Source organism: Catellatospora sp. NPDC049133, from assembly GCF_040648455.1.
GTDB lineage: Bacteria > Actinomycetota > Actinomycetes > Mycobacteriales > Micromonosporaceae > Catellatospora > Catellatospora aurea.
In genome coordinates, this window is the sequence record NZ_JBEZDT010000006.1 from 174,709 (window position 1) to 201,174 (window position 26,466).

A 26,466-nucleotide genomic window follows, 5' to 3' on the forward strand; every position below is an offset into this window, starting at 1 on the left:
TCGCCCTACACATCTGACCGAAGTGGACAGTCGTCCGCAATCGCCCAACCCGGCAGAGCCTCGGGCGTACGGGGGACAGGCAGCTCGGCCCCGAAGTGCTTGAATGCCTCATGCCGTTCTCCTCCACCCTCGCGGCGATCGACGGCTGGCTGGCCGAACACGCGCCGCTGACCCTGCGCGACCTGCCGCCGCCGGCCACCCGCGACCAGCTCGCGGCCGTGCGCGCGCAGCTGGGCGTGGACCTGATCAAAGAGGTCGAGGAACTGCTGAACTGGCACAACGGCGCGGGCGCGGCCACCCCGGCGTTCTGTCTCGCGCCGGGGTTCGCGTTCCTCGGTGCCGCCGACATGATCGCGGTATCGCGGCGGCGCATCACGGCGGACGCCGACCGGCACTGGCACACCTGGCATCGGCAGTGGCTGCCGGTCGCGTCCGGCAGGCGCGGTTCGTGCCTGGCCGTGGACCACAGCGACCGCGACACCCACGGCCATGTCACGATCATGTCCGCGGAGGAGTCCCGCGATGCCCCGAAGACCTGGCCGGACCTCGGCGCGCTGCTGTCGCGCTCGTACGAGGCGATGCGCTACGGCAGCCCGTTCCTGAAGTCCCGCCGCTCGGTGCACGAGGGCCGCCTCGACTGGGAGGAGGCCTGACGGCCCCCGGTCAGGGCGCGGGCACGGCGAGCCGGCCGCCGAGCACGGTGTACCACTGGTTGGCGGTCTGCATGGTGCTTCGCAGGGCGTCGGCCAGGAGCCTGAGCACCTGCGGCGCGATCCGGACGATGCCTGGGCCTTCCGGGGCCACCGTGCAGGCCTGGCTCGCCACCTGCAGGAAAGCCATGCCTGCGACCGCTTCGATGGCGAAGATGCCCAGCACGGCGAGCATGCCGACGCCGGACGCGATGGCGAGCGCCTCCATCTGCTGCCGGTCCAGCAGCCGGTTGTTCAGGTACTGCGGGGTGAGCCACGGCGTGAGCGTCTGCCCGTACGGGACCGCCTGGCGCTGCCGTTCGTCGCGCTCCTGCTCGGCCAGCTTGTCCAGCACCGGCTTGGGTATCCGGCTGTCCTCCAGCGGGATGGAGTGGATCTCGTAGAGCAGCAGGCCGAGCGGGTTGCCCTCGATGAAGGTCGGCTGGAAGCAGATCCACTCGACGCACCGTTTGCCGTCCTCGCGCGGCCGTAGCGGCAGCACCACGATACGTTTCCAGTACTCGACCGGCCGCCACGGCGACGGTCCGATGGAGAATTCGAGCTTCTGCGCCGAGAGTGTCTGGCGGATCAGGAAGTCGCGGGCGGTGAGGACCTCGCGCAGCTTGCCGAGCTTGTAGAGCACGTCCTCGCGGTGCGTCTTCTGCGCCTGCGTCAGGGTGGTGACCTCCAGGATCTCCACGTCGACCCGGTAGCGGTTGGCGTGCGGGGTGACGGACACGCCGAGGATGTCAGGGCGCAGCAGCCCCCGGGCCTTGTGGTCGCGGCGGAAGTCCTGCGCCAGTTCCCCGAACATGACGTCCACCGCGTCGACGCCGGTGAGCAGGCTGGCGTAGGCCGCCTCGGCCAGCACGAACCCGAACGTCGGGTGGGTGCGTAGGAAGTCGGCGTAGTAGTGGGCGAACATGGCCCCCTGCGCCCACTGCCATTCCATGATCCGGCGCTCGTCCGGGCGGACCGGGCCGGGCTGCGCCTTGGGCTCGGTGCCGTACACGACCCCCGCCGGGCGGGTGTCCTTGCCGATGCCGGGGCAGATCAGCACCGGCGTGAGACCAGTCATCGTCGCCGCCCGTCACTCGAACACGGGCAGGTCGGGGCCAGGCTGCAGCCATACCAAGGTGGTGGGCACGGTGTAGTCCCACGGGTCGCCCTCGGGCGTCGCCCCGGCGAGGTCGTCGGTCTGGCCTTTGATCTCGTCGACGATGGAGGTGTACATCAGGTCGTCGTAGGGCACCGGCTCGCCGCCGCGCCACACGCGTTTGGCGAGATCCGGCTCCGGCCAGTTGAGCATGAACAGGACCGCGTCGGCGTACGCCATCGGCACCGGCACCAGCACCCGGGCCGCTCCCGCGGTGAGGAACTGGGCGAACACCGGGTCGGTGTCGGACTGGTGCAGCACCTCCACCCAGCGCCGCTTGTCGCCCCAGAAGTACGGGTAGTACAGGTAGGTCATCTGCTCCCACTCGAAGGCCTGCTCCAGGAACTGGATGATCGGGCCGTTGCGCAGCGCCTCGTCGATGCGGACCTCGGGGTGCTGCGCGGGTTTGTCGGGCGGGTCGGTGACCGCGTGGTAGCGGCCGAAGTGCTCGCCGGTGAGCAGGGTCAGGCAGAGCTTCTTCAGCTCCGTCTGCTGGACCTGCTTGTTGAGCGCGGGGTTCTGCCCGCTGATCACGATCCCGGCGGCGGCCTCGGCCTGGGCGACCTTCTGGTCGTACGCCGCCTGCAGCACCTGGTACGCGTCGTAGATCACCGCGTAGGTGGCGAGCCGCCACTTGTCGAGCGTGGTGGTGAGCCGCCGGCAGTAGCCGTTGAAGTTGGCCGCGTAGCCGAGCACGTCGTAGCCGGTCACGCTGACCGGGACACTGCCGACGAACGAAGTGATCTCCTCGGGTCGCCCGAACAGGTCGCCGTACAGGTACGCCTGCTCGGTGGCGTTGTTGGCGTTGCTGTTGTGCAGCTCGTACCGGTCGCGGCCGACGTGCACGACGAAACCGGGGTTGTTCTTGCCGACGAAGGACACGGCGAGGCTGTAGTACAGCAGCTCGTAGCCCTCGGGGATGACGAACTTCTCGTCGGCGACCCCGATCGCCTTCGCGATCTCGACGCTGTCCTTGGCCAGTGCCAGGTGCGCGTACGTGTACTCGGGTGGCGGCGGGGACACCTTCGCGCCCCAGGTGGCCGCGATGGTCGCGTAGTTGGCCTCGGTGATGTCACGCGGGGTCAGCGGCACGCCGTACAGGTTGACGAACGGCTCCGGCGGCGTGGCGTGCCGCGGGGCGATCGCCGCCGCGGTGCGGGCGGCGCGGTAGAACGCGGCCGGTTCGGGTACCACGAACTCGAACATCAGCCGCCGGCCGTAGTTGTACACCTGGGCCCGGTAGCGCTTGTCGACCCACCGGTACACCCCGCTGATGTGCTCGGCGCCGCTGACGTTGTCCAGCCGGTGGTCGTTGATCTCCTCGACCTCGTCGACGGTCTTGACGGTCCGCTCCGTGCGCACCTTCGTCTGCACCTTGCTCACCGACCGGTCGACGATCTCGCGGGCGTAGTTGGCGCTGCTGCGCGTCGACTCCTGCTTGGCCGTCGAGTACGCGAACTCCCCGGTGGCGGTGGTGACGACCGGGCCGAACGTGCCGGTCACCGACAGCCCCGCCTTGACGCTCATGTCCTCCTTGACGGTCTGCTCGGCCTCGCGCTTCACCTCGAACCGCTCCGTGGACTGGGTGTCGCGTTCGGTGTCGCGGGTCTCCTCCTCGGCCGTGAAGAACGTGTTCTCGGTCCGGTGCAGGGTCCTGAACCGCCGCTCCTTGGCCTCGCCCCGCAGCACCGACTCGATGTGCGCGACCTCGCCGGCCTCGTAGCGCAGCAGCCGCTGCTTGACCACCTTCAGGTCGCCGATGCCGAGCGGATGGATCCGGCCGATCACGTTCTCGTCCATGGCGGTGCCCGGGTCGGGCTTGGCGGCCGGCAGCCTGCGGCGGATGTCGTCCACGCCGTCGTGGGCGGCCAGCGCGGTGGTGAACCGGGAGTCGGTGCGCAGCTCCCACGCGCGTGTGTCCAGGCCGGACAGATGCCCGCGCAGCGCGAGCACCGCCTCGGGCACCGACGCCTGCGCGGTGAGGCCGAGCCGGTCGCGCAGCGCCACCTCGGCGTCGTCGGTGAGTTCGGCCAGCGGCCGGGGCATAGTGTCCAGCGCCACCGCGATCCGCTGCCCGGCCGGGCCCTGCTCGAACCGGGCGGCCGCCGGCCGGGCCCGCTGCACCCGGTCCAGCAGGCGCTGGGCGGCGGCCCGATCCTGGATCAGCCGGGTGATCGCCTCGGAGCGGATCGGCGACTCGTCGACGTCGGCGCGGGCGCTGGCGGTCGTCCGGTACTCGGCCACGGCGTCGCGCAGGACCACCGGCACCAGCGGGGTCGCCTCCAGCAACGCCACGGCCCGCGCCGGTGTCGGGCGCGGCTCGCTCGCCAGCGACGCGACGAAATGCAGCACCCGCAGCGCCTGCACCGGCGCGTCCAGCCGCGGCCCCGCCCCGGAGCCCGTCATGTAGGCGGTGTGCACCGCGTCCCAGACCTCGCCGAGCAGCCGCTCCTCGCGATCCAGCGCCGGCTGCGGCACGCCCGCCGCGCGGGCCGCCGCCACGCCGTCACCCGGGTCGCCGCTCGCCGCCCGGTACGCGTCGAGCAGCCGTGGCCGGGCCGCCGCCACCTCGTCCACGGCGGACAGGTCCAGCTGCCGCCAGGCCTGCACCGCCTCGGGCTCGACGGCGAGCCGCTGGGCCAGTTCCGTCAGCCGGCCGCGGCCCTCCCGCGACAGCGACCGAGGGTCGCGGATGAACCGGTCGGGCGGTGTCCCGCCCAGCGGCCGCTCCGGCGCCCGCAGGGCGAGGAACTTGAAGACCTGTGTCTCATCGAGTGCCACCGTCACACCGCCTCACGAGCCGGACGACCGGACATCCCTGTGCCCGATGGAGTGCGGCCGAGCGTAAGCCCGGCGGAGTCAGCCGAGCTCGGGTGAGCCGGATTCCCGACCGGGGACACGAACGGGGGATCGGCTCACCGACGACCCCGCTGTGAGGTTCCGGACAGTGGGGGTAGTCGATGTCCGCTACCGTGCGCGGCGTGACGGTCCTGATGATGTTCGCCGCCTGCTACGGCGTATGGCAGCTGACGATGCTCGCCTCCGCGACCCGTACGGTGCGGATGCCGCTGCTGATCCTCGGCGTCGTCGCCGGGCTCTACGGTGCCGGCATGCTCGCCCTCGGCCTGCAGCTGCTCTACACCCGCGGCATGTCCGCCCTCAGCGGCGACCCGCTGCCCGAGATAGTCCGCACCGCCAGCTACACCGTCGACCCGCTCATCGAGGAGCTGGCCAAGGTCGCCCCGTTCGCGCTGCTCGCCCTGCTGCACCGCAAGGTGCGCGCGCAGTGGGGTCTGACCGACTTCCTGCTGCTCGGCGCGGCCGGCGGGGCGGGATTCGGGCTCGTCGAGCAATTGCTGCGCCACGCCGACGAGGCGGCGGCGATCACCGGCGGCGGGCCGTTCGAAGGCTGGTCCAGGATGCAGGGGTTCAGCTTCGTGCAGATCTGGGGCCTGCCCGACCTGGTCACCTCCTGGCTGCCGACCCCGGTGTCGTACATCGACGCGTTCTCCACGGACACGCCCAGCCCCGACGTCAGCCTGCACCTGGTCTGGAGTGCCCTGGCCGGTCTCGGCCTCGGCCTGGTGATCCGCGGCAGCGCCCTGCAGCGCCTGGCCGGTGCCGCGCTGCTGCTGTTCCCGTGGCTCGACCACGCCGCGTACAACCACGAGGTCGCCGACCCCGACGGCGCGGGCGTCATCAACGCGCTCGCCACCCCACTGGCGTTCCTGCGCCACGCCCTGTGGCTGTACCCGCTGCTCGCGCTGGCCGCCGCGACGTTCCTGGACCGGCGCACCCTGCTCGCGGGCAAGCGCGCCTGGCCCGACACGCTCACCGCGTCCGAGCAGGCGGGCCGCCCCGCGATCGCCGCCCTCGGCGGCCACGCCTTCGCCGGCCTGCCCTGGACCCCCTACCTCACCTGGACGTACGCGCTGACCCGCCGCGCCGCCCTGTTCGGCCACGACCGGGCCGCCCCCGACGACCCGATGCGCCAGGCCGTGGCCCAGGCGACCGCAGCCCTCGACGCCACCGACGCGCAGGCGTGGCGGGGGACCGGCCTGCGCCGCCGCGAAGGGGCCACCGCGCCGCGCGGTATCAAACCCTGGCTGCCGCTGCTGGTATGGGCGGCCCTGCTCGTGCCCGCCGTGCTGTACTTCCTGCCCGGCAGCCTGCCCACCTTCTCCGGCGTGCAGGGCCTGCTGGCGAAGCCGTGGGTGTTCCCGCTCGTGCTGCTCTTCTCCGTGGCCGGACTCGGATGGCTCGGCTGGCAGCTGTACGCCACCGCCCGGCGGCTGCGCCCGCTGCTGGCCGCCCCTGCCGCCGACGCCGCCGTACGCGCCGAACTGCGCCTGCTCACCGGTGTCGGCAGCATCGCCGCGGGTGTCGGCAGTCTCGTCCTCGGGCTGGCCGCGGGCGGGCCCGACCAGCCGATCCTCACCTCGCACATCCTCGACGCGATCAGCCAGACCCTGTTCCTGGCCTCGCTGCTGCTGGCGATGATGGCCATGATCTGGTTCCCGCCGTTCGGCCTGGCGGCGCTGGCCGGCGGTGGCTTCCAGCTCGTGCTCACCGCCGCCGCGGCCGACTTCCTGGCCACCCTTGCCGGGGCCGGGGCGCTGGCGATCCTCGCCGCGATGATGAGCGGCAACGGCAGCGGCGGCCGCGGCGACGACTACTGGGAGGAGAAGTACGGCCAGGACGACCCGCCGCCGCGCCAGGAGCGCATCAGCGACGCCAACAAGGCCGAACTGGAGGACTCCGGGTGGCTCAAGAACAAGCTGAAGGACCCGCAGATGCGGCGGGACTTCATGAAGTGGCTGGAACAGGGCCACAAACAGGGCGAGGCACACGAGCACCTGCGGCCGGGCTCGCCCGAGGCCGAAGCCAAACTCGCCGAGTTCCTCGCCGAGATGCTCTAGGGCGGATGTTCGGGCACCGCGCCATCGACCGGATGGCGCGGTGCGTATGTCGCCGCGTCGATGTTGGGGCGCAGCGGCACCGTCTTTCGCATGATCGCTGTTTCCGGTCATCAAGTGAGGTCAGACCACACAATGTGACCGGAAACAGCGATCATGCTCGTTCGGGACGGGAACAGTTCGCCTCGATCAGCGCTGGATGGACTTGGTTTCCAGGAACTCCTCCAGTCCGGATCGGCCGAATTCGCGGCCGTTGCCGGACTGGCGGTAGCCGCCGAACGGGGCGAGCGCGTTCCACGGTGCGCCGTTGATGTCGACCTGACCGGCGCGCAGCCTGCGGGCCACGGCCAGGGCGTGCTCTGGTTCCCCAAAGACGCCGCTGGTCAGGCCGTACATGGTGCTGTTGGCGATGGCCACGGCGTGGTCGTCGTCGGTGTACGGGATGATCGTGAGCACCGGGCCGAAGATCTCCTCCTGGGCGATGGCGGAGTCCGGGTCGACGTTGGCGAAGATCGTCGGCCGGACGTACGCGCCGTCGAGGCCGTCGGGCCGCCCCGGGCCGCCGAACACCAGCGTCGCGCCGTCGGCGATGCCGCGCTCGATGTACCCGTCGACCTTGCGCCGGTGCTCCTCGGAGACCATCGGCCCGAGCCGGGTGGCCGCGTCGGTCGGATCGCCCACGGTGTACTGCGCCGCCGTCGCGATCGCCAGCGCGACAATCTCATCGTGGCGGGCCGCGGGGACCAGCATCCGCGGCCACGCGCCGCAGACCTGGCCGCTGTTGGTGAACACCATCATCAGGCCCTTGTCGACGGCCTTGGCCAGATCGGCGTCGTCGAGGATCACGTTGGCGCCCTTGCCGCCGAGTTCGAGCGCGACCCGCTTGACGGTCTGCGCGGCGACGGCCGAGATCCGCCGTCCCGCCCGGGTCGAGCCGGTGAACGAGATCATGTCGATGTCGGGGTGCGCGGAGATCGCCTCGCCGACGATGTCGCCGGTGCCGTACACGACGTTGAACACGCCGGGTGGCAGCCCGGCGTCGGCGGTGACCTCAGCCAGGATTCGTGCCGTGAGCGGTGCGACCTCCGACGGCTTGAAGACCATCGTGTCGCCGGCGACCAGGGCGGGCGCGAGCTTCGAGACGATCTGCTGGAGCGGGAAGTTCCACGGCGTGATCGCGCCGACGACGCCGATCGGCTCGCGCACGATCAGGGAATTGCCGACCTGGTCGGTCCACGCGAAGTCGGCGGCGAGCGCCGCGAAGGAGTTCGCCACGGCGACCGGGAACCCGATCTGGGCGGTGCGGGACAGGGTGATCGGTGAGCCCATCTCGGCGGTGATCGTGACGGCGATCTCCTCGGCGCGGGCCTGCAGGCCTTCGCCGATGCGCCGCACGGCGGCGGCCCGCTCGGCCGGGTCGGTGGCGGCCCAGCCGGGGAAGGCGGCTCGGGCCGCGGCGACGGCCTGGTCGACGTCCGCAGAGGTGCCGGCGGGCGCCTCGGCGATGACCTCGCCGGTGGCCGGGTTCGTGACGGGGATGGTCTCGCCGGAGCCGGCGACGACGCGGCCGCCGATCCAGTGGCCGATCGGGGTGGGTGCTGGGTTGTTCATGGGTTCGACTGTGCTGCCGTCGCGAGGCCGTAACCAGGCACAACCTGTCCGTGGCTGAGCACGGCGACCCGGGGCACGATCGGTTCGCCGATGCCGACGTCGGTGTGAGCCCCGTCGCTGTGGAAACAGGTCTGACCAGGGCGTTGTTAGCAAGATCAGAGGAACGGAGCGGTGTGTGCAACGGGATCGACTCGCCGAGTTCCTCCGGACCAGGCGCGAGGCGCTGCAGCCGGAGGACGTCGGACTGCCCCGCGGCCCGCGGCGGCGCACCGGCGGGCTGCGCCGTGAGGAGGTCGCGGCGCTCAGCGGCATGTCGACGGACTACTACAGCCGGATCGAGCAGCAGCGCGGGCCGCACCCGTCGGAGCAGATGCTGGCCGCGATCGCCCGAGGGCTGCGGCTTTCCCTGGAAGAGCGCGACCACCTGTTCCGCCTCGGCGGGCATCCGGTCCCGCAGCGCGTGCTGCGCACCGACCACATCAACCCGGGCATGATGCGCATCTTCGACGGGCTCGGCGACGCGGCCGCGCAGGTCGTGAGCCACCTCGGGGAGACGCTCAAGCAGACCCGCCTGGCCGTCGCGCTGCTCGGTGACGAGACGGCGCACACCGGGCTCGCACGCAGCCTGCACTACCGGTGGTTCACCGATCCGGCGTCGCGGGAGCTGTACCACCCGGACGACCATCCGGCGCACAGCCGCCAGCTCGCCGCGGACCTGCACCGCGCCTACACCCGCGACGGCAGGAAGTCCCGCGCGGCGGAGATCGCCGACTCCCTGCTGAGCACCAGCCCGGAGTTCGAGCAGCTGTGGCGTGCCCACCCGGTCCCAGGCCCGTACTGCGTCGCCAAGCGGCTGCGGCACCCGCAGGTCGGTTCGATCGAGCTGCACTGCCAGACGCTGCTGGACCCCGATCAGTCGCAGGCGCTGCTGGTCTATACGGCTACCCCGGGCAGTGAAAGCCATGACAGGCTTCATCTGCTGTCGATCACCGGCGCCCTGTCCGCCTGACCCGCGTCCGCTACCGATCGTCGACTTTGCGCTGGTCAAGAGCGCGCAAGGTGGGGAAGGGCACCTTCTACAACGCAGAACGTTGTGAAGGTGCCCTTCCTTTCCTACTTCAGGGTGTGGAGCCAGGGGAGGAGGTGGTCGGCGAGTTCTTGGGGGTGTTCGAGTTGGGGGACGTGGCCGGAGTCGAGTTCGACGTAGGTCCAGTGGGGCAGGCGGGCGGCGACGGCGCGGGCGGAGCCGATGGGGACGTGCCGGTCGTGTACGCCGTGGGTGAGCAGGACCGGCATACGCAGGGACTCCATGGCGCGCCAATAGCCGTCGGGGCGGGCCAGCAGGCGCAGCAGGGAGCGGCTCGCGCCGAGGTAGGCGAGGTCGCGGCGCGGGTTGGCGGCGGTCATCTCCTCGTCGAGCGCGACCGCGTCGGCGATGATCTGCTCGGGCACTCGGGACGCGTCGGCGCAGGTGAGGGCGAGGGTCTCCTCGATGCGCCGGCGGGCGGGCACGGTGGCCAGGCGGCGGCGCATGGCCCAGCCGGCGACACCCGGGATGAGGTTGACCAGGAACAGCCGCCGGATCTCCGGATCGATCTTGACGTTCGGGGCGAGCGGCACACTCGGGTCGACCAGCGCCAGCCCGCGCACAGCGTCCGGGGCGGCCGCCGCGGTCAGGGTGGAGATCATGCCGCCCATCGAGTTGCCCACTAGTACCGCGGGCTCGCCGACGACTTCGGTCAGGTAGCGCCGCAGCAGCTCGGCGTTGGCGGTGACCGTGGTCGGCCCGGCCGCCGCGCCCGTGCGGCCGAACCCCGCCAGATCAAGGGCACTCACCCGGGCGTACGGCGTCAGCAGCGGCGCGAGCCGTGTCCAGTTCAGGTGCGAGCCGCCCAACCCGTGCACCAGGACGACGGGCGGCGCGTCGGCCGGCCCGCCGAAGTCGACGTGGTGCACGGGCCCGCCGAGGTCGGCGTACGCACTGATCACTCTCAGCTCCGCTCCGCGCTGTACTTGCGCAGTTCCCGCTTGGCCAGCGAGGCCTTGTGCACCTCGTCGGGGCCGTCGGCCAGGCGCAGCGTACGCGCGGCGGCCCACATGTGCGCGAGCGGGAAGTCCTGGCTGACACCGCCGCCGCCGTGCACTTGGATCGCCTTGTCGATCACCCAGCCGGCCATCTCCGGCACGACGATCTTGATCGCCTGGATCTCGGTGTGCGCGCCCTTGTTACCGACGGTGTCCATCAGCCAGGCGGTCTTCAGCACCAGCAGGCGGGCCTGCTCGATGCGGACCCGGGCCTCGGCGATCCACTCGCCGACGACGCCCTGCGCCGACAGCGGCTTGCCGAACGCGACCCGCTCGGTGGCCCGCCGGCACATCAGCTCCAGGGCCCGCTCGGCCATGCCGATCAGCCGCATGCAGTGGTGGATGCGCCCGGGGCCGAGCCGCGCCTGCGCGATCGCGAAGCCTTCGCCCTCGCCCGCGATCAGGTTCGCGGCGGGCACGCGGACGTCGGTGAAGGTGATCTCGGCGTGGCCGCCGTGCCAGCCGTCGTCGTAGCCGAACACGTGCATGCCGCGCTTGATCTCGATGCCGGGGGTGTCCCGGGGCACCAGGATCTGGCTCTGCTGGCGGTGCCGGTCGGCGGACGGGTCGGTCTTGCCCATCACGATGAAGATCTCGCAGCGCGGGTTCATGGCGCCCGACGACCACCATTTGCGCCCGTTGATGACGTAGGAGTCGCCGTCGCGCTCGATGCGGGTGGTGATGTTGGTGGCGTCGGAGGAGGCGACCTCGGGCTCGGTCATGCAGAACGCCGAGCGGATCTCCCCGGCGAGCAGCGGCTTGAGCCAGCGGTCCTGCTGCTCGGCGGTGCCGAACATGGTCAGCACCTCCATGTTGCCGGTGTCCGGGGCGTTGCAGTTGATCGACTCCGGGGCCAGGTGCGGGCTGCGACCGGTGATCTCCGCCAGCGGCGCGTACTGCAGGTTGCTCAGCCCCGCGCCGAGCGGGTGGTGGGGGAGGAACAGGTTCCACAGGCCCCGCTTGCGGGCCTCGGTCTTCAGCTCCTCCATGACCGGCGGCGTGGTCCACGGCGCGATCTCGCCGAGCTGGTGCTCGGCGACGGCCTCGGCCGGGTACACGTGCTGCTCCAGGAAGTCGAGCAGCTCCACGCGCAGCTGCTCGGTGCGCTCGTCGTACGAGAATTCCATGGTCTTACGCCTCCTGCAGCGTGCGGTGACCGAGCTTGATCAGATGCGGGACCATCGCGCCGACCCGGTCGAAGCCTTCGCCGACCGTCTGCCCGGCGAGGTACCGGTAGTGGATGCCCTCGAGGATGCCGACGAGCTTGTAGTGCGCGAACGCGACGTACCACGGGAGCTCCGACAGGTCCGCGCCGCGCCGGGCGGCGTAGCGGGCCGCCATCTGCGCCGCGGACGGGAAGACGCCCGCCGGGGGAGCCTCGCCGAACAGGCCGTCCATCACCGGTTCGGTCCACATGCGCCAGTAGCACAGGAACAGGCCCAGGTCGGCGAGCGGATCGCCGATGGTGGCCATCTCCCAGTCGAGCACCGCGACGATCTGGTCGCCGGGCCCGACGATGCAGTTGTCGAGCCGGTAGTCGCCGTGCAGGATCGACACCTGCGCGGCCTGCGCGGGCATCCGCGCGACCAGGTCGTCGTGCAGCTCGGCCAGGCCGGGCAGCTCGCGGTTGTGCGAGTGCTGCAACTGGGTGCTCCACCGGCGCAGCTGCCGGGCCAGGTATCCCTCCGGCTTGCCGAAGTCGCCGAGGCCGACCGCCGCCGGGTCGACCGCGTGCAGGTCGGCGAGCACGTCCATCAGCGCCAGCGACAGCGACCCGACGCGCTCGGCCCCCAGCGTCGCGGTCTGCCCCGCGGTCCGCCACACCGTCCCGTCCACGTGCTCCATCACGTAGAACGGCGCCCCGATCACCTCGGGGTCCTCGCACAGCGCGACGGTGCCCGGCACCGGCACCCGCGTCCCGCCCAGCGCCGAGATCACCCGGTACTCTCGGGACATGTCGTGGGCGGTGGACAGCACGTGCCCGAGCGGTGGGCGTCGTACCACCCAGCGCTGCGCGTCGTCGGCGACCCGGTAGGTCAGATTGGACTTACCGCCCGGGATCAGCTCCCCGGTCAGGTCCCCGCTGACCAGCCCGGGACGCACCCGGTCCAGGAAAGACCGCAGCGCGGACAGGTCGAGACCCTTCGGATCCGTCACGCCGTCACCTCGCTGCGCTCGGCTCCGTCGTGACAGGCGGGGCCGCTGGTTCGCTCGCTGCGCTCGCTCACGGTCGCACCACCAGGCGGCCGACGGTCTCGCCCGCGCCGAGGCGGGTCAGGCCGTCCACGGCTTCGTCGAGGCCGAGCACGCCGCCGATCAGCGGCTGCACGATCCCGTCGGCGGCCAGCCCGCACAGCGTCTCGTGCGCCTGCACGACCAGCGCCGGATCGAGCTGCCGGTACAGCCCCCAGTGCACGCCCACGATCGAGTAGTTCTTCACCAGGGCGTGGTTGAGTCCCGGCGTCGGCACGGTGCCGCCCGCGAAGCCGACGACCAGGATGCGGCCCTCGAACGCGACACACTTGGCCGAACCGGTGTACGCCTCGCCGCCCACCGGGTCGAAGACCACGTCCGCACCACGGCCGCCGGTGGCCGCCTTCACCGCGGCGATGAAGTCCTGCTCGCGGCGGTCGATCACGAGGTCCGCGCCGAGCTTCGCGGCGACCTCGGTCTTGGCGGCCCCGCCGACGACCGCGATCACGGTCGCGCCCGCGGCCTTGCCGAGCTGGATCGCGGCACTGCCGACCCCGCCCGCGCCCGCGTGGATAAGCAGCGTCTCACCCGGCTGCAGCCGCGCCCGGCGGTGCAGGGAGAACCACCCCGTCTGGTACGCGATGTGCATCGCCGAAGCCTGCACGTCGTCCAGCGCGGCCGGGGCGGGGAACGCGTCCGCGGCCTCGACCAGCGCATACTCGGCCAGTGCGCCGAAGGGCAGCGCCGTGGTGCCGATGACCCGGTCGCCCTCGGCGAACCCGGCGACCTCGGCCCCGACCGCGACGACCACACCGCACAGCTCCACGCCGGGCGTGAACGGCAGCGGCGGGCGCACCTGGTACTGCCCCCGGACCAGCAGCACGTCCGGGAAGTTCAGCGCGGACGCGCGCACGCGTACCAGCAGCTGGTTCGCGCCCGGGGTGGGAACCGGGGTCTCGACCAGGCTCATCACGTCGGCGGGCTCGCCGTTGGCGGCGGCCTGCCAGGCCCGCATCGTCGCGGCCATCAGAGGTACATCCGCGACACGGTCTCGGCGACGCAGACCGGCTTGTCGCCGCCCTCGCGCTCGATGGTCACCTGCGAGGTCAGCTGCACGCCGCCCTCGACGTCGTCGACCGACAGCAGCTTCACCGTCGCCCGCACCCGCGAGCCGACCGGCACCGGAGCGGGGAAGCGCACCTTGTTGGTGCCGTAGTTGACGCCCATCTTCACGCCCGGCACCCGCAGCGCGTCACCGGCCAGGAACGGGATCAGCGACAGGGTCAGGTAGCCGTGCGCGATGGTGGTGCCGAACGGGCCCGCGGCGGCCCGGGCCGGGTCGGTGTGGATCCACTGCAGGTCGCCGGTGGCCTCGGCGAACATGTCGACCCGCTTCTGATCGATCTCCAACCATTCGCTGGTGTTGACGACGGTGCCGACGGCGGCACGCACGTCGTCCAGGGAGGCGAAGGCCATGACATAACCCTTCCACGGTGAAGGTTGGCGAACTAAGTAAGCGCTTGCTTAGGATGCCGGTATGGAAGGGTGCTGTCAACGCTTCACCCCGAGCCGTGGAGGACCCCGATGAACACCGCCGCCGCCGACCTCGACGAGGTCGCGATGCTGGAGCGGGCCTGGCACGACGTCAGCCCGGCACCCGCCCGGCGGCTGCTCATCGCCGCCGTCCAGGCCTTCGCCGAACGCGGCTACCACGCCACCACCACCCGCGACATCGCCACCCGCGTCGGCATGAGCCCCGCCGGCGTGTACGTGCACTACCGCTCCAAGGAGGAGCTGCTGCACCGCATCTGCCTGGTCGGGCACCGGCACTCGCTGGTCGCCCTGCGCGCCGCCGCCGCCCGCAGCGACGACCCCGTGCAGCAGCTACGTGACGTCATCGGCGACTTCGCCGCCTGGCACGCCCTGTTCCACACCCCGGCCCGCGTCATCTCGTACGAGCTCAACGCCCTCGAACCGGCGCACCTCACCGAGATCAACGCGCTGCGCCACGAGATGGACCTCGTGGTCCGGGCGACCCTCGAACACGGTGTCGAGCAGGGCGTCTTCGACGTGCCGGACATCCCGGGCACCGGCCTGGCCCTGCTCTCCCTGACCGTCGACGTGGCCCGCTGGTACCGCACCTCCGGCCGCCGCGCCCCCGAGGACATCGGCGCGCTCTACGCCGACCTCGCCGTACGCATGGTCCAGGCCCGCTGACCCCGGCGGTCCCGTCCTCGCTGCTGCAAATCAGACGGTGCGGTGGTTTGCCGGGCCGAGTGGGCGGGCAGACAGGCGGCAGTGGATGTCATGCGCTAGGGAGGAATCATGACTGTCGCCGGAATCATCTCGGCTCTCATCGTTGGTCTGATCATCGGCGCGCTCGGCCGGCTGGTCGTGCCGGGCCGTCAGAGCCTGCCGGTCTGGCTGACGATCGTGGTGGGCATCGTCGCCGCGCTGATCGGCACCGCGCTCGCGCAGGCCGTGGGCGTTGCCGTCACCGCGGGCGTCGACTGGATCGAGCTGCTCTTCCAGGTGGGTCTGGCCGCGCTGGGTGTCGCGCTGCTCGCCGGTGTCCGCGGTCGCAGCGCCGTGTAAGGCACATCTGGGTGGATGCTGGGGCCGGGACGGCGATGTCCCGGCCCCAGCGTCATGACGACCGAGTGCCGTCGAATCCCGGCGTCAGTCGCGGCTGGCGCGGCGGGAGGTGCGCTCGTGGTCGTCGGCGATCAGCACGGTGGCGACCAGGCCCGCGACGACGATGCTCAGGAACCAGGTGTCGTCGTCGGACAGCCACGCGGTGAACGGCGCATACGCTGCCATCAGCAGGAACGCGGCCCACATGCCGCGCCGCTGCGCGCGGCTCAGAAATCCAGTCATCGGAAAAGGGTGCCATCGTCGTATTACGAGCGCGAACACTCTTTCGGCTGATTCTGCCCCCGAACTGGTTTACCGCCCCGGCTCGACGGCAACAGACGGTGGCAACCCGGTCAGGCATCGATGGCCGGAACAGCCCCGGTGAACCCGCGGTGGCTCAGGGGCGCTCGGCGGCGAACACCGCCACGGGCGGCTCGCCGGCGTCGTAGCGGTCCGACAGTCCTTCGAACGTCATGCCGATCTTCTCCGCGACGCGGCGAGAGGCCGCATGATCGGGATGAACGAGCGCGACCAGGCGGTGGACGCCGTTGCGCCAGGCGTGGTCCATCGCCCCGAGCGCGACCTCACCGGCGTATCCGCGACCCCAGTACGGCCGGGCGAAATGCCAGCCGATCTCGTGCTCCCCGGCGGCACCGTTCAGCGGGCGTACGTAGACGTCGCCGACGAACACGCCGTCGTGCGTCGTGACGGCCCAGAATCCGCAGCCCGGGCCGCGTTCGGCGACCGCCTGCCAGCGCGGGATGTCACCGACGATGATCGCGATGTCGGTGGGCGGCTCGTCGCCGGTGAAGCGGCAGACCTCAGGGTCGGACCACATGGCGAAGGCGTCGGCGGCATCGGCGTGGCCGAACGGCCGGACCACGAGTCGCTCGGTGCTGAAGACCGTGATGGACACCGGGGAAGAGTACGACCACCGCCGCCGGTGATGTTCAGGCCGGCGGGTTCTCGGCGAGCCAGACGGACGCCCGGCGGGCCGAGGCGCGGGACAGCCAGGCGTCCTGGACCAGCTCGGCCAGCTCCCGGCGGCTGATCTCGCCGATCCGGCAGGCCCGCAGCAGCACCGACGGGTGGCCGTTGAAGTGCGCGGTCGTGAAGTACGGCGAGGACTCGTCCTGGACCATCGCCTGCTTGTCGGCGTCCGAGCCGACCCAGAAGACGATCACGTCGGGGTAGCGCTCGCCGGTGTCGGGGTCGACGGCGTCGGGCCGCGGATTGCGGAAGAAGATGAACGACTTGCCGCCCACCTGGTAGACGGGGTTCTCGCCGGTCCCGTACTCGACGGTCACGTGCGGCATGGCCAGGGCCAGCTCGTGCACGTCGTCGACCCGGGCGGGCCGCTCGTCAGCGTCGGACACGCCCCTGAGCATATGCCGCGGCCTGCCCGGTTGGACGGGCGCACGACCGCGACGACAGGATGGGAGGATGCGTTCTCGAACTGCCGGCATGTGGTGGGGCACCGCGATCGAAGCTCCCGACCCCGCGGCGCTGGCACGGTTCTACGCCGAACTGCTCGGCTGGCCCATCGTCCACGAGGAACCGGGAACGACGGTCGTCGCGCCGCCACAGGGAGCCGTCTACCTCGTGTTCCAGCAGGCCACCGACTACCGGGCGCCGGTCTGGCCGCCGGTCGACGGTGCGCAGCGGCCGATGATGCACTTCGACTTCCAGGTCGGCGACCTCGACTCCGCGGTCGCCGACGCGCTCGCGCTGGGTGCCTCGCTCGGCGCGGCGTCGCCGCGGGCGAACGTACGCGTGCTGCTCGACCCGGCCGGGCATCCGTTCTGCCTCTGCCTCGACGAGGACTGACGGCGACAAGGGCGGTAGGCGTGCACGGACGTAACGGCGGGGCTGTCGGCGGGTGGTGCGGATGCGTCAGCGGTCGCCGTCCCCGTGAGCAGGCTCAGCCACCGCGCGTCGTCGGCGGCGCAGGACGAGCGCCCATCCGGCCGCGGTCAGCAGCAGTGCCGTGCCGAGCTGCCAGGGAAAGCCGACCAGCAGCGTGAGCCAGCTGCTGACCGGGTCCGTGCGCTGCCAGGTCGTCTCGACCGTGTGCCCGCCGTCCGGGCCGCCCGGATACATCGGCGGGGTCATCGGGGTGTAGACCAGGCCCACCGTGTCGCCGCCGAAGCGGTCGCCCAGCTCGCGGAACAGGGCAGCGCTCAACCGGGTGGTTTCGATCTGGACGCGGCCGTCCGCGCCCGTGTAGAGCGCGGTCCACCCACGGTATTGCGTGGCGATCAGTTCGTCCGTGATCGCGTCGAGCGCCGCGACGCGGGTGGCCGACGATGTCGGGCGCGCGTCGAGCAACGGGAGCGCCACCCCTGTCAGCGGCACGCCGGACCAGTGGCGCGGACCGAACCCGGCGGCAGCCGTCGACAGCACCAGCAACGGGGTCAGCACCGCCACGCAGAGCGCGGCGAGAACGGCGTCGCGAACGCGAATCATGCACCGTAGACGCGCGCGACGGGGTCGGCGGTTGCCGATACGTGCTCGGGTCCGGTCAGGCCGCGTCGCGTTGCCCCTGCAGCCATTCGTCGAAGGTGGTCGGGGCGATCCGAGCGTTCTCGCCGGGCAGCAGCACCTCTCCGGCCATCTCGACCGTGAGGGCGGTCGACCAGGTGGGTACCAGTTTCACGGTGCGCCCGCGCGCCTCGTTGGTGCGCCGGGCCATGTCCACGAGGTCCTGGGGTTCGGGTCCGGCGACGTCCCGGTGTCGGCCCTGGGGCTCGTCGACGGCGACCTCGGCGAGCACGTCGGCGATGTCGGCGGGGGCGATCGGCTGCATCAGCAGCGGCGGGACCGGCGCGACCCCGTCCTTCTCGGTCCAGCCCACGACCGTCGCGGCGAAGTCGTGGAACTGCGTGGCCGGGACGATCGTCCACGGCACCGGCCCGGCTTCGACGAGGCGTTCCTGCTCGCGTTTGCCGGCGTAGTGCGCGTTGCCCTCGATGCGGCCGACGCCGACGATCGAGAGCAGGACGTGGTGGCGGACCCCGGCGCGCTGCTCGGCCGCCAGCAGGTTGCCGGTGGCCGTGTGGAAGAAGTCCACCGTCTCGGTGCGGTCCCGCGCCGGGCCGTTGGTGGCGTCGATGACGGCCTCGACGCCGGTCAGCGCGTCGTCCAGTCCTTCACCGGTCGACAGGTCCACACCGAGCGAGCGGCTGATCCTGACCACGTCGTGGCCTGCGCGCTCCAGCGCGGCGACGGTGAGCGAGCCGATGTTCCCGGTGGCCCCGGCGACGGCGATACGCATGACGGCCGGTCCTCACCTCGTCGGAGACCTCATGGACATGGGCCATCGTATGACGGTGCGCTCGCCACGTCCGGGATTCGCCCGCAGCAGCACGCCACCGGTCTGCGGCCCCGGTGACGCGCTGCTGGGGTGGCGAGGTGCTCGGGCGGCTCAGGTGAGGGCGAAGCTGTCGATGTCGAAGAGGCTGCCGGTGCCGGTGAAGACGAGGTACAGCGGTCCTGAGCCGGTGCCGATGGTGGTGGTGACGTCGGTGTAGTTGCCCCAGCCGCCGGTGTTGGCGACGGCGACGGAGCCGAGCAGTGGGCCGGTGGCTGATCCGGTGCGGATCTGGAGGGTGCCGCCGTTTCCGCCGGAGGAGACGCGGGCGGTGAAGCCGGTCTTGCCTGCGGGGTTGACGCCGGAGAACCCGATCCAGTCGCCGTTCTCGATGTAGCCGACGCGGTTGCCGCCGTGGGCGTTGGCGTCGGCGACGATCTGCACCCCGGACTGCGCGGTGTAGGCCTCCGCTTCGATGCGGGTCGTCGGCGGCGCTGTGCCGGTGAGGGCGAAGCTGTCGATGTCGAAGAGGCTGCCGGTGCCGGTGAAGACGAGGTACAGCGGTCCTGAGCCGGTGCCGATGGTGGTGGTGACGTCGGTGTAGTTGCCCCAGCCGCCGGTGTTGGCGACGGCGACGGAGCCGAGCAGTGGGCCGGTGGCTGATCCGGTGCGGATCTGGAGGGTGCCGCCGTTTCCGCCGGAGGAGACGCGGGCGGTGAAGCCGGTCTTGCCTGCGGGGTTGACGCCGGAGAACCCGATCCAGTCGCCGTTCTCGATGTAGCCGACGCGGTTGCCGCCGTGGGCGTTGGCGTCGGCGACGATCTGCACCCCGGACTGTGAGGTGTAGGACTCGGCCTCGATGCGGCCGGTCGCGGGCGGGGTCGTCCAGGGGACCTGGGGTGAGCGGTAGAAGTTGATGTTCTGAGCTGTCCAGCGGGGGCCCTGCGCGCCCAGGCGGGTCTTGAAGGTGTCCCAGTTGCGGGCCGACTGCGGCGACCAGGCCAGCTCGGCGAGGGCGGGCAGGCGCGGGAAGGCCATGTATTCGATGTCGGCGAGCTTGGTGATGGTCTCGCTCCACAGCGGGGCTTCCACGCCGAGGACGGCGCCGGCCGGCACGCCGGGCAGCAGGGTGGCGGGGTCCCAGTTGTAGGCGGTCTGCACCTCGATCAGGCCGGCCCAGGTGAGGCCGAGCGGGGTCTGGTTGGTGTACTTCATGTCGAGGTACGCCTTGTTGGCGGGCGACATCACGACCTTGGCGCCCTTGCTCACCGCGGCGCTGAGGTCGGCGTCGGAGGTGCTGGTGCCCCAGTACTGGGCGATCCGGCCGGGGGAGTGGTCGGCCTGGCCGACCTGGTGCCAGCCCATGACGGTCTTGCCGACGGCGCCGACGTACGGCTGGACGCGGTTCATGAACGTGCGGTAGTCGGCGTCGGAGGTGCTGTTGGCCTCGTCGCCGCCGAGGTGCAGGTACGGGCCGGGGGTGAGGGCGGCCAGTTCGGTGAGGACCTGCTGCACGAAGGTGTAGGTGATCTCCTTGCCGACGCACAGCGAGCTGAACCCGACGCTGGTGCCGGTGTACAGCGGCGGGGCGGTGTCGTTGCAGTTGAGTTCGGCGTAGGAGGCCTGGGCGGCGTTGACGTGCCCGGGCATGTCGATCTCCGGGACGATGGTGATGTGGCGGGCCGCGGCGTAGTTGACGAGGTCGGTGTACTGCGCCTTGGTGTAGTAGCCGCCCGCGCCGCCGCCGACCTGGGTGCTGCCGCCGACAGTGGCCAGGCGCGGCCAGGCGTCGATGACGATGCGCCAGCCCTGGTCGTCGGACAGATGCAGGTGCAGCGTATTGATCTTGTATTGGCTGATCTCGTCGAGATACCTCTTGACGACGTCGACGCCGAAGAAGTGCCGTGACACGTCGAGCATCGCTCCGCGGTAGCCGTAGCGCGGGTAGTCGATGATCCTGCCGCCGGCGACCTCCCACGGTCCGGGCTGGACGGTGCGGGCCTCGACGGCGGCGGGCAGCAGCTGCCGCAGCGTCTGCGCGCCGTGGAACAGCCCGGCGGCGGTCTGCGCCCGGATGGTGATCAGCGCCGCGGTCACGTCCAGCTGGTAGCCCTCGGTGCCGACGCTGGGGTCGGCGCCGGTCAGCAGCAGCGCGATGCCGCTGGTGGGGGTGCCGCTGGTGGTGGTGACGGGCAGCGCGTACCCGGTGGAGGGGCGCAGGAGGTCGGCGAGGTGGGTGCCGACGGCGGTGGCGGCCGGCGAGCCGGTCGGGGTCTGGATCGTGGCGGCGGCCGGCAGCGTGTAGGTGACACCAGTGGCGGGCTGCACCGACACCGGTGCGGGCACGACGCTCTGGAGGCTCAGGGCGGCGGCGTGGGCCGTGGGGGCCTGGATGATGCCGACGAGCCCGGAGGCGGCGACGACGGCGGAGACGAGCAGAACTTGCCGGACGCGACGATGCACGACACCCTCCAACGGAACGGTAAAGTTACCTTCCAGTTAGACGGCAGGCTATGTCTGGCGGTCGGCGCTGTCAAGCAACAGCTCACATGTCCGGATCGGGCGGTCGGCGGCGACGGCCGGCGCGGCGTACATTCGGCGCGTGACCGGATCCGACCACACGCGCGTGGAGATCGACGGACGTCCCGCCGATGCGGACGCTTTGGCGCTGATCGAGCACCACGTCTGGGGTCACTTCACCGCGATGCAGGTGCGCGACGGCCGCACCCGCGGCCTGGACCTGCATCTCGCCCGCCTGCAGGCCGCACACCGCGCGATGTACGGCGCCGAACTGGACGGCACGCTGATCCGCGACCGCGTCCGGCACGCCCTCGACGGCACACCGGACGCGTCGGTGCGCGTCTACGGCTACTGGGCCGGGCTCATCGTGACGGTGCGCCGGCCCGAGACGATGCCGGCGCGCCCGCACGCGCAGAGCGCGATCGCGCGGGCCTACGACGGCGCGCCGCAGGACGCGATCTGAGGGTTCTCGGCGACCTGACCGGACCTACCGGGCGATCGGTGATGTCTCACCGCAGTTCACCGGCCGGGGCCGCCCGGCCTGGCTGATCGAATAGCCTGGTTGTGGGAGGTTCAGATGCGCCGGATCGTGCTGGTGGTGGTCCTGGCGTGGTTGGCCGCCGGGGTGATGGCGGGGGCGCGGCGCGACTACTTCACCGGCGGCGCCGCCGACTGCGACCAGGTCTCGACGATCGCGGCCACGATCCTGGCCGGCCCGTTCAACTACACGGGCGCGGACCCGACCGTCAGCTGCCAGGGTGCGGGCGGCGGCTGACGGACGGTCAGTGCTCGCGTAGCAGCCGACCGCACCCGGTGACCTGGTCGGACATCCCGTGCTCGCGCAGCGCGTGCCACAGCGTGGCCGCGTTGATGGCGATCACGGGTTTGTTCAGCTCGGCTTCGAGCCGGTCGGCCTGGGCGACGAAGGACAGGTTCGTGCCGACCTGGACCACCGCGTCGACGTCGGGCCCGTCGAGCGAGGCCACGACCTCGTCCAACCGCTGCGCCGGCACTCGGGCGATGTCCATGGCGGTGGGGCAGCGCAGCCCGGTGATGGCGGTGACGTCGAAGCCCGCCTCGGTGAAGAACCGGCCGACCTCCTTGTCGGCGATCGGCTGGTACGGCGAGAAGACCGCGATCCGGCGGCAGCCCAGCTCGGTCAACGCGGCTCGGCAGGAGCTCGCCCCGGTGGTGACCGGCAGCCCGCTGCGCTCCCGCAGGCGCTGCTCGAAGGCGGCGTTTCCGGCGACGCCGCCCCAGAACGTCTCGGCCGACATGCCCATCACGAGCCGGTCGGGTTCGGCGGTGAGCACGTCGCGCACGGCGGTGTCGATCGACGCGCGGATCTGGACCAGCAGCGCCTGGAAGTCCTCGTCGCCGCCCATGACGGGGTTGGGGATGTGCATGGAACCGGCCCGGTAGGCGATCCCGGCAATCCCGGCGGTCCAGTAGTCGTGTTCGACGACGGTGTTGGTGCTCGGCACGATCACCCCGAACACCGCCCGGGGGCCGACGTTGTTGGTCATGCGCGGGCCAGCCGGGTGGCGAGTTCGTCGACGGTGCGGTGCGCCCGGGTGCGGGCCGTCGGCCGGTCCAGCAGCAGGGCGTCGACCAGCAGCGGTGACACGATCGCGGCGACCGCGTCCTCGCGCTGGGCGGTGGCGACGCCGGCGGCGCGCAGCACGTCGTGGAACGGGGCCAGCAGGTCGCCGACGTAGCGGTGGCGCAGTTCGGCCTCGGCCGCGGCGGTCAGGGCCTGCAGCAGGGCCGCGACGGGCCGGTCGCGCAGGCGGTTGCACAGCAGGTCGACCTCGGCGTGCAGGTCGTGGGCCAGGTCGCCGGTGCGTTCGGCCGGCCCGAGCGGGGCCACGTCGATGAGGGCGGCGAGCACGTCGTGCGGTGTCGGCCAGTGCCGGTAGATGGTCGAGCGGGACACCCCGGTGACCGTGTGCAGCCGCTGCGGGGTCAGCGCGGCGGCTCCTTCGGCCAGCAGCAGTTGGAGCGCCGCGGTCAGCACGACCGTGGTCGTTTCCGTGGCCGGCCCCGCGGGGCGTCCGGTTCGCGTCATGGTCTTAACGATACACCTTGTCTCGGAAACGGGTAACCGCTACATTCCGTACTGGAAACAGTTCCGGGAAGGGAGACCACGGTGCGACCCCACGTAGAACTCATCGACGAACGCGACCTGATCTGGCACATCGCCGAGTTCCAGCACGCGCAGGGCGCTGCCGAGCAGCGCAACCTCAGCTACGACGAGGAGGACGGCTCGGCGTCGCTGAAGGTCAGGTTCACCGGCGACTGGTCCCGGCCGGCCGGGGTGCACCGCGCCGACACCGAGTGGTACGTCCTGTCAGGGCAGGTGACCATCGGCGACACGGTGCTCGGGCCCGAGGGCTACTGGACCGCGCCCGCGGGCGTGCTGACCCCGCCGCTGGCCGTCGCCGCGGGCACCGAGATCCTGCTGTTCCGCGAGCACGGCGACTGGAGCTTCGAGCCCGCGGACAGCTCGCTCGACACGGTCCGCGCCGACCAGGAGCTGATCGTCCTGGACACCGCGCAGATGCCGTGGATCGACGTCAAGGACGGCAGCCCGATGCGCTTCGACCTCGGCGGCACGCCCGTGCCCGGCCTCTACATCAAACTCCTGCACCGCGACGCGAAGACCGGCTTCTACACGCGCCTCATCAAGGCCAAGCCCGGCTGGCGCGAGGTGCCGATGGCCCACCACCCGTGCAGCGAGGAGGCGTACTGCCTGGACGGCGGGTTCGACTACAACTACGGCAAGATGTGGCCCGGCGCCTACTTCTGGCGCCCGCCGCTGATCCGCCACGGCGACTTCACCGCCGACGCCGAGACCGGCTGCACGTGGATCGTGCGCTCCGACAGCGACCTCGTCGACTGGTACACCGACAACGCCCGCGTGATGATGCAGGGCGACGCCACGAACTGGGGCGACGGTTACCCGCACAGCGCCGCACCCCGCTTCGTCGAGCCCGTGCGCTCGCGTTCCATCGGACGGTGGGCCGACCCGAGCTACCAGTGACCGCGGCCGCCGGGTCGCTCCACAGTGATCACGAATGAGGCATTGACGTTTCGTTCTATGATCCACTGTCGGCGCGACCCGGACGGAGGCACGTAGGTGATCGATGCGGTGTTCTTCGACGTCGGCGGAACGATCCTCGACGAGTCATACGAGTTCCACACCTGGGCGGACTGGCTCGGCGTGCCACGGCACACGCTGTCGGCGGTGCTGGGCGCGGTGATCGCCCGGGGGCTGGACTATCAGGAGACGTTCCGGGCCTTCCGGCCCGACTTCGACATCGTGGCCGAACGCGAACTCCGCGCGGCCGCCGGCGTGCCCGAGTCGTTCGGCGAAGAGGACCTCTACCCCGACGCGCGGTCGTGCCTGGCCGCACTGAAGGACCAGGGCCTGCTCGTGGGCCTGGCGGGCAACCAGCCGGCGCACGCCGAGGCCCTCCTGCGCGATCTCGGTCTGCCCGTGGACGTGATCGGCACATCGGAGGGCTGGGGTGTGGCGAAACCGTCACCGGCCTTCTTCGAGCACGTCGTACGCGCGGGCGGCGGCGACGCCTCCACGATCCTGTACGTCGGCGACCGGCCCGACAACGACGTGCGCCCGGCCCTGGCCGCGGGCTTGAAGACCTGCCTGATCCGGCGCGGCCCGTGGGGGCACATCCTCGACCTGCCGGCCGTGGCCGAGCAGGCCCTGTTCCGCATCGATGCGCTGGACGAGCTTCCGGGCCTGGTCGCGAAGCACAACGCGGCGCACGGATAGGCCCCGCACGGTGCGCCGAAAGTGGGACCGGCCGGATGCGCGGTAACCGGGATCGGGGTGCGCTCGTTGCGATCACACGTGACCCCTGAAATCGGACAGCCCCTGAGCGGTCGTTACGCCGTCCCGGACGTCCCGGCGTACCTCGACGCGTGCGACACGGTCGAGTTGAAGGCCGTGCTGACCGAGGCGGAGGGCCGAGCCGCCGCGCGCTCGCTGGGCTTCGACCTCGCCGACGCGTCGACCAGGCAGGTCTACTACCTGGACACGCCCGCTCTGGCGCTGGAGGCGGCCGGGGTGATCGTCCGGATCCGCCGGACGGGTGACGCCGGAGCCGACACGACGGTGCGCATCCGCCCGGCCGATCCGGCCGCGCTCGATCCGGAACTGCGCCGCCGCAAGGGCTTCAACGTGGAGCTGGACATGGCCTCCCACGGATTCGTCTGCTCGGCGTCGCTGAAGACCCGGCTCGCCGGGGCGACCGTCGCGGCGGCCGTGTCCGGGCGCACCCCGCCGGGCGGGCTGTTCACGCCTCGGCAGCGGCGGCTGTTCCAGGCGTACGCGCCGTGCGGGGTGAGCCTGGACGGGCTGTCGCTGTTCGGCCCCGTACGCGTGCGGCGGCTGGCCGGCACGGCGCGGGGCTGGCAGCAGCCGCTGGCGCTGCAGCTGTGGGAGTTCCCGGCCGAGCCGGTCCTGGAGCTGTCGAGCAAGGTCGCCGCCTCGGACGCGGCGACGGCGGTGGCGCGCTGGCCGACCTTCCTGGACCTGCACCGGGTGATCCCGAGGCTCTTCCGGCACACGAAGTCGCAGACGGCGCTGCGCGTGTCGGCACCGCGACCCGCCTACGGCTGAGCGGCGACGGCCGCGCCGGTGCGGTGTGCATGATCAACCGAAAGTGGGGGAGACGGGCCGGCCGGCGACCGGGCAGAATGCGCCGGTGCCCTCCGTCTCCGTACGCCGCTCGAAGCGCCTCACCCCGCTGCCCGCCCTCGGTCCGCTCTACCTCGTCCTGGTCGTGATCTGCGGGGTGCTGGTCGTCGAGGCGCTCGCCGCCGGCCGCTATGCCGAACCGAGGCTGATCCCGCTACTGATCATCTTCGGCGCCGCCTACGCGGGCACGCGCCAGGGCATCTACCTGGTGGGCGACCAGCTGGTGCTGCGGCTCGGGCTGGGCAGTTCGGTCATCGCCCTGAACCGGGTGCGCGAGTTCACCCTGCGCCCTGAGCCCGGCAAGGCTGGTAAGCGGCTGCTCTGGGTGGAGCTGCTGGACGGCACTCAGGTTCCCACCAGCGTCGGCGTCAGCCGCAACCTGTTCAGCCCCGTGGTCAGGATGCCGTTCGAGAAGCTGGTCGCGCTGGTGGAGCAGCTCGACACACACCGTAGACAGGCGAGCTGAGCAACTGACGTAACCGAACAGGGCCGGACGCGCATCGCGTCCGGCCCTGTTCGCTGCGTCCGGTGGGGAACCGCCCGCCTGCCCGGAAGCAAATCTTAGATGACAATCTATGAAGATATCTTTCCATTGAGTCGCATCATTGGTTGAATAGCTTCGCTCGGCC

Annotated in this window: 28 protein-coding genes; 12 read left to right on the forward strand and 16 right to left on the reverse strand. The window is 71.4% G+C overall.

The genetic code is table 11. From position 1 onward, the window contains the following. Positions 1 to 110: 110 nt before the first annotated feature. Positions 111 to 653 (forward strand): SMI1/KNR4 family protein, encoded by a 543-nt coding sequence (locus tag AB0B35_RS08775; RefSeq protein ID WP_361042570.1) that lies wholly within the window; start codon positions 111 to 113, stop codon positions 651 to 653. Positions 654 to 663: 10 nt separating this feature from the next. On the opposite strand, the gene AB0B35_RS08780 is transcribed toward AB0B35_RS08775, so the two are convergent. Next, on the reverse strand, positions 664 to 1,767 hold the full coding sequence (locus tag AB0B35_RS08780) for a hypothetical protein (protein ID WP_361042572.1): 1,104 nt from the start codon (positions 1,765 to 1,767) through the stop codon (positions 664 to 666). A gap of 12 nt (positions 1,768 to 1,779) precedes the next feature. Further along, on the reverse strand, positions 1,780 to 4,626 hold the full coding sequence (locus AB0B35_RS08785) for a hypothetical protein (RefSeq protein WP_361042574.1): 2,847 nt from the start codon (positions 4,624 to 4,626) through the stop codon (positions 1,780 to 1,782). Positions 4,627 to 4,826: 200 nt separating this feature from the next. On the opposite strand from AB0B35_RS08785, the gene AB0B35_RS08790 reads away from it, so the two are divergent. Then, positions 4,827 to 6,764, forward strand: coding sequence for a PrsW family glutamic-type intramembrane protease (locus AB0B35_RS08790; RefSeq protein ID WP_361042576.1), 1,938 nt, complete (start codon positions 4,827 to 4,829; stop codon positions 6,762 to 6,764). A 186-nt stretch (positions 6,765 to 6,950) separates the two neighbouring features. Here the strand turns inward: AB0B35_RS08790 and AB0B35_RS08795 are convergent, their stop codons facing one another. Then, a complete protein-coding gene (locus AB0B35_RS08795) occupies positions 6,951 to 8,372 on the reverse strand; it encodes an aldehyde dehydrogenase family protein (protein WP_361042579.1) in 1,422 nt (473 codons plus the stop codon). Positions 8,373 to 8,547: 175 nt separating this feature from the next. Between AB0B35_RS08795 and AB0B35_RS08800 the strand changes: the two genes are divergently transcribed. Further along, positions 8,548 to 9,381: a helix-turn-helix transcriptional regulator gene (locus tag AB0B35_RS08800; protein ID WP_361042581.1), complete on the forward strand. Its 834-nt coding sequence runs from the start codon at positions 8,548 to 8,550 to the stop codon at positions 9,379 to 9,381. Positions 9,382 to 9,485: 104 nt separating this feature from the next. On the opposite strand, the gene AB0B35_RS08805 is transcribed toward AB0B35_RS08800, so the two are convergent. The 5 genes from AB0B35_RS08805 to AB0B35_RS08825 all read right to left on the reverse strand — a co-directional run bounded on the left by AB0B35_RS08805 (position 9,486) and on the right by AB0B35_RS08825 (position 14,126). Further along, positions 9,486 to 10,361: an alpha/beta fold hydrolase gene (locus AB0B35_RS08805; RefSeq protein WP_361042584.1), complete on the reverse strand. Its 876-nt coding sequence runs from the start codon at positions 10,359 to 10,361 to the stop codon at positions 9,486 to 9,488. 2 nt (positions 10,362 to 10,363) lie between these two features. Further along, positions 10,364 to 11,584 carry an acyl-CoA dehydrogenase family protein gene (locus AB0B35_RS08810; protein WP_361042587.1) on the reverse strand — a complete coding sequence of 407 codons (1,221 nt, stop codon included), beginning with the start codon at positions 11,582 to 11,584 and terminating at the stop codon, positions 10,364 to 10,366. A 4-nt stretch (positions 11,585 to 11,588) separates the two neighbouring features. Beyond that, positions 11,589 to 12,614 (reverse strand): phosphotransferase family protein, encoded by a 1,026-nt coding sequence (locus AB0B35_RS08815; RefSeq protein ID WP_361042589.1) that lies wholly within the window; start codon positions 12,612 to 12,614, stop codon positions 11,589 to 11,591. A 67-nt stretch (positions 12,615 to 12,681) separates the two neighbouring features. Then, entirely contained in the window at positions 12,682 to 13,677 is a 996-nt protein-coding gene (locus AB0B35_RS08820) for an NADPH:quinone oxidoreductase family protein (RefSeq protein WP_361042591.1), read from the reverse strand. After that, positions 13,677 to 14,126: a MaoC family dehydratase gene (locus tag AB0B35_RS08825; RefSeq protein ID WP_360527603.1), complete on the reverse strand. Its 450-nt coding sequence runs from the start codon at positions 14,124 to 14,126 to the stop codon at positions 13,677 to 13,679. The genes AB0B35_RS08820 and AB0B35_RS08825 overlap by 1 nt, the downstream gene beginning before the upstream one ends. Positions 14,127 to 14,234: 108 nt before the next feature. On the opposite strand from AB0B35_RS08825, the gene AB0B35_RS08830 reads away from it, so the two are divergent. After that, the gene (locus AB0B35_RS08830; protein WP_361042593.1) at positions 14,235 to 14,867 is read left to right on the forward strand and encodes a TetR/AcrR family transcriptional regulator; all 633 of its coding nucleotides are present in this window, start codon (positions 14,235 to 14,237) and stop codon (positions 14,865 to 14,867) included. Positions 14,868 to 14,975: 108 nt separating this feature from the next. Continuing rightward, positions 14,976 to 15,245 (forward strand): GlsB/YeaQ/YmgE family stress response membrane protein, encoded by a 270-nt coding sequence (locus AB0B35_RS08835; protein WP_361042595.1) that lies wholly within the window; start codon positions 14,976 to 14,978, stop codon positions 15,243 to 15,245. Between the two features lie 84 nt (positions 15,246 to 15,329). Here AB0B35_RS08835 and AB0B35_RS08840 read toward each other — a convergent pair whose 3' ends face one another. The 3 genes from AB0B35_RS08840 to AB0B35_RS08850 form a co-directional block, all read right to left on the reverse strand. Beyond that, positions 15,330 to 15,527, reverse strand: coding sequence for a hypothetical protein (locus AB0B35_RS08840; RefSeq protein ID WP_360527612.1), 198 nt, complete (start codon positions 15,525 to 15,527; stop codon positions 15,330 to 15,332). A 154-nt stretch (positions 15,528 to 15,681) separates the two neighbouring features. Continuing rightward, entirely contained in the window at positions 15,682 to 16,200 is a 519-nt protein-coding gene (locus AB0B35_RS08845; RefSeq protein WP_361042598.1) for a GNAT family N-acetyltransferase, read from the reverse strand. 34 nt (positions 16,201 to 16,234) lie between these two features. After that, positions 16,235 to 16,660 (reverse strand): MmcQ/YjbR family DNA-binding protein, encoded by a 426-nt coding sequence (locus AB0B35_RS08850; protein ID WP_361042600.1) that lies wholly within the window; start codon positions 16,658 to 16,660, stop codon positions 16,235 to 16,237. A gap of 67 nt (positions 16,661 to 16,727) precedes the next feature. On the opposite strand from AB0B35_RS08850, the gene AB0B35_RS08855 reads away from it, so the two are divergent. Further along, positions 16,728 to 17,111, forward strand: a complete 384-nt coding sequence (locus tag AB0B35_RS08855) for a VOC family protein (RefSeq protein ID WP_361042602.1) — start codon at positions 16,728 to 16,730, stop codon at positions 17,109 to 17,111. A gap of 66 nt (positions 17,112 to 17,177) precedes the next feature. Here AB0B35_RS08855 and AB0B35_RS08860 read toward each other — a convergent pair whose 3' ends face one another. From AB0B35_RS08860 to AB0B35_RS08870, 3 genes are all read right to left on the reverse strand, one after another. Next, the gene (locus AB0B35_RS08860) at positions 17,178 to 17,750 is read right to left on the reverse strand and encodes a hypothetical protein (protein WP_361042604.1); all 573 of its coding nucleotides are present in this window, start codon (positions 17,748 to 17,750) and stop codon (positions 17,178 to 17,180) included. A 55-nt stretch (positions 17,751 to 17,805) separates the two neighbouring features. Beyond that, entirely contained in the window at positions 17,806 to 18,558 is a 753-nt protein-coding gene (locus AB0B35_RS08865) for an NAD(P)H-binding protein (RefSeq protein ID WP_361042606.1), read from the reverse strand. 150 nt (positions 18,559 to 18,708) lie between these two features. Further along, positions 18,709 to 21,057 carry a family 20 glycosylhydrolase gene (locus AB0B35_RS08870; protein ID WP_361042609.1) on the reverse strand — a complete coding sequence of 783 codons (2,349 nt, stop codon included), beginning with the start codon at positions 21,055 to 21,057 and terminating at the stop codon, positions 18,709 to 18,711. A 139-nt stretch (positions 21,058 to 21,196) separates the two neighbouring features. Here AB0B35_RS08870 and AB0B35_RS08875 point away from each other — a divergent pair, with 139 nt between their 5' ends. Both AB0B35_RS08875 and AB0B35_RS08880 read left to right on the forward strand, forming a co-directional pair. After that, a complete protein-coding gene (locus tag AB0B35_RS08875) occupies positions 21,197 to 21,577 on the forward strand; it encodes a hypothetical protein (RefSeq protein ID WP_361042612.1) in 381 nt (126 codons plus the stop codon). Between the two features lie 114 nt (positions 21,578 to 21,691). Then, on the forward strand, positions 21,692 to 21,889 hold the full coding sequence (locus AB0B35_RS08880) for a hypothetical protein (RefSeq protein ID WP_360527632.1): 198 nt from the start codon (positions 21,692 to 21,694) through the stop codon (positions 21,887 to 21,889). Between the two features lie 7 nt (positions 21,890 to 21,896). Here AB0B35_RS08880 and AB0B35_RS08885 read toward each other — a convergent pair whose 3' ends face one another. Continuing rightward, on the reverse strand, positions 21,897 to 22,640 hold the full coding sequence (locus AB0B35_RS08885; RefSeq protein ID WP_361042615.1) for an arylmalonate decarboxylase: 744 nt from the start codon (positions 22,638 to 22,640) through the stop codon (positions 21,897 to 21,899). Then, positions 22,637 to 23,182: a TetR family transcriptional regulator gene (locus AB0B35_RS08890; RefSeq protein ID WP_361042618.1), complete on the reverse strand. Its 546-nt coding sequence runs from the start codon at positions 23,180 to 23,182 to the stop codon at positions 22,637 to 22,639. The genes AB0B35_RS08885 and AB0B35_RS08890 overlap by 4 nt, the downstream gene beginning before the upstream one ends. A gap of 81 nt (positions 23,183 to 23,263) precedes the next feature. On the opposite strand from AB0B35_RS08890, the gene AB0B35_RS08895 reads away from it, so the two are divergent. From AB0B35_RS08895 to AB0B35_RS08910, 4 genes are all read left to right on the forward strand, one after another. Next, positions 23,264 to 24,157 carry a DUF4437 domain-containing protein gene (locus AB0B35_RS08895; RefSeq protein WP_361042620.1) on the forward strand — a complete coding sequence of 298 codons (894 nt, stop codon included), beginning with the start codon at positions 23,264 to 23,266 and terminating at the stop codon, positions 24,155 to 24,157. A gap of 96 nt (positions 24,158 to 24,253) precedes the next feature. Further along, positions 24,254 to 24,910 (forward strand): HAD family hydrolase, encoded by a 657-nt coding sequence (locus AB0B35_RS08900; RefSeq protein ID WP_361042622.1) that lies wholly within the window; start codon positions 24,254 to 24,256, stop codon positions 24,908 to 24,910. Positions 24,911 to 24,988: 78 nt separating this feature from the next. Further along, positions 24,989 to 25,759 carry a hypothetical protein gene (locus AB0B35_RS08905; RefSeq protein WP_361042625.1) on the forward strand — a complete coding sequence of 257 codons (771 nt, stop codon included), beginning with the start codon at positions 24,989 to 24,991 and terminating at the stop codon, positions 25,757 to 25,759. Between the two features lie 85 nt (positions 25,760 to 25,844). Further along, the gene (locus tag AB0B35_RS08910) at positions 25,845 to 26,303 is read left to right on the forward strand and encodes a hypothetical protein (protein WP_361042628.1); all 459 of its coding nucleotides are present in this window, start codon (positions 25,845 to 25,847) and stop codon (positions 26,301 to 26,303) included. Positions 26,304 to 26,466 lie beyond the last annotated feature (163 nt).

Coding starts and splice junctions, on each gene's coding strand:
- AB0B35_RS08780 (WP_361042572.1), bottom strand. CDS start 1,767: ATGACTGGTCTCACGCCGGTGCTGATCTGCCCCGGCATCGGCAAGGAC.
- AB0B35_RS08885 (WP_361042615.1), bottom strand. CDS start 22,640: ATGACCAACAACGTCGGCCCCCGGGCGGTGTTCGGGGTGATCGTGCCG.
- AB0B35_RS08855 (WP_361042602.1), top strand. CDS start 16,728: ATGCGTTCTCGAACTGCCGGCATGTGGTGGGGCACCGCGATCGAAGCT.
- AB0B35_RS08810 (WP_361042587.1), bottom strand. CDS start 11,584: ATGGAATTCTCGTACGACGAGCGCACCGAGCAGCTGCGCGTGGAGCTG.
- AB0B35_RS08880 (WP_360527632.1), top strand. CDS start 21,692: ATGCGCCGGATCGTGCTGGTGGTGGTCCTGGCGTGGTTGGCCGCCGGG.
- AB0B35_RS08820 (WP_361042591.1), bottom strand. CDS start 13,677: ATGGCCGCGACGATGCGGGCCTGGCAGGCCGCCGCCAACGGCGAGCCC.
- AB0B35_RS08775 (WP_361042570.1), top strand. CDS start 111: ATGCCGTTCTCCTCCACCCTCGCGGCGATCGACGGCTGGCTGGCCGAA.
- AB0B35_RS08865 (WP_361042606.1), bottom strand. CDS start 18,558: ATGCGTATCGCCGTCGCCGGGGCCACCGGGAACATCGGCTCGCTCACC.
- AB0B35_RS08860 (WP_361042604.1), bottom strand. CDS start 17,750: ATGATTCGCGTTCGCGACGCCGTTCTCGCCGCGCTCTGCGTGGCGGTG.
- AB0B35_RS08825 (WP_360527603.1), bottom strand. CDS start 14,126: ATGGCCTTCGCCTCCCTGGACGACGTGCGTGCCGCCGTCGGCACCGTC.
- AB0B35_RS08840 (WP_360527612.1), bottom strand. CDS start 15,527: ATGACTGGATTTCTGAGCCGCGCGCAGCGGCGCGGCATGTGGGCCGCG.
- AB0B35_RS08890 (WP_361042618.1), bottom strand. CDS start 23,182: ATGACGCGAACCGGACGCCCCGCGGGGCCGGCCACGGAAACGACCACG.
- AB0B35_RS08830 (WP_361042593.1), top strand. CDS start 14,235: ATGAACACCGCCGCCGCCGACCTCGACGAGGTCGCGATGCTGGAGCGG.
- AB0B35_RS08795 (WP_361042579.1), bottom strand. CDS start 8,372: ATGAACAACCCAGCACCCACCCCGATCGGCCACTGGATCGGCGGCCGC.
- AB0B35_RS08835 (WP_361042595.1), top strand. CDS start 14,976: ATGACTGTCGCCGGAATCATCTCGGCTCTCATCGTTGGTCTGATCATC.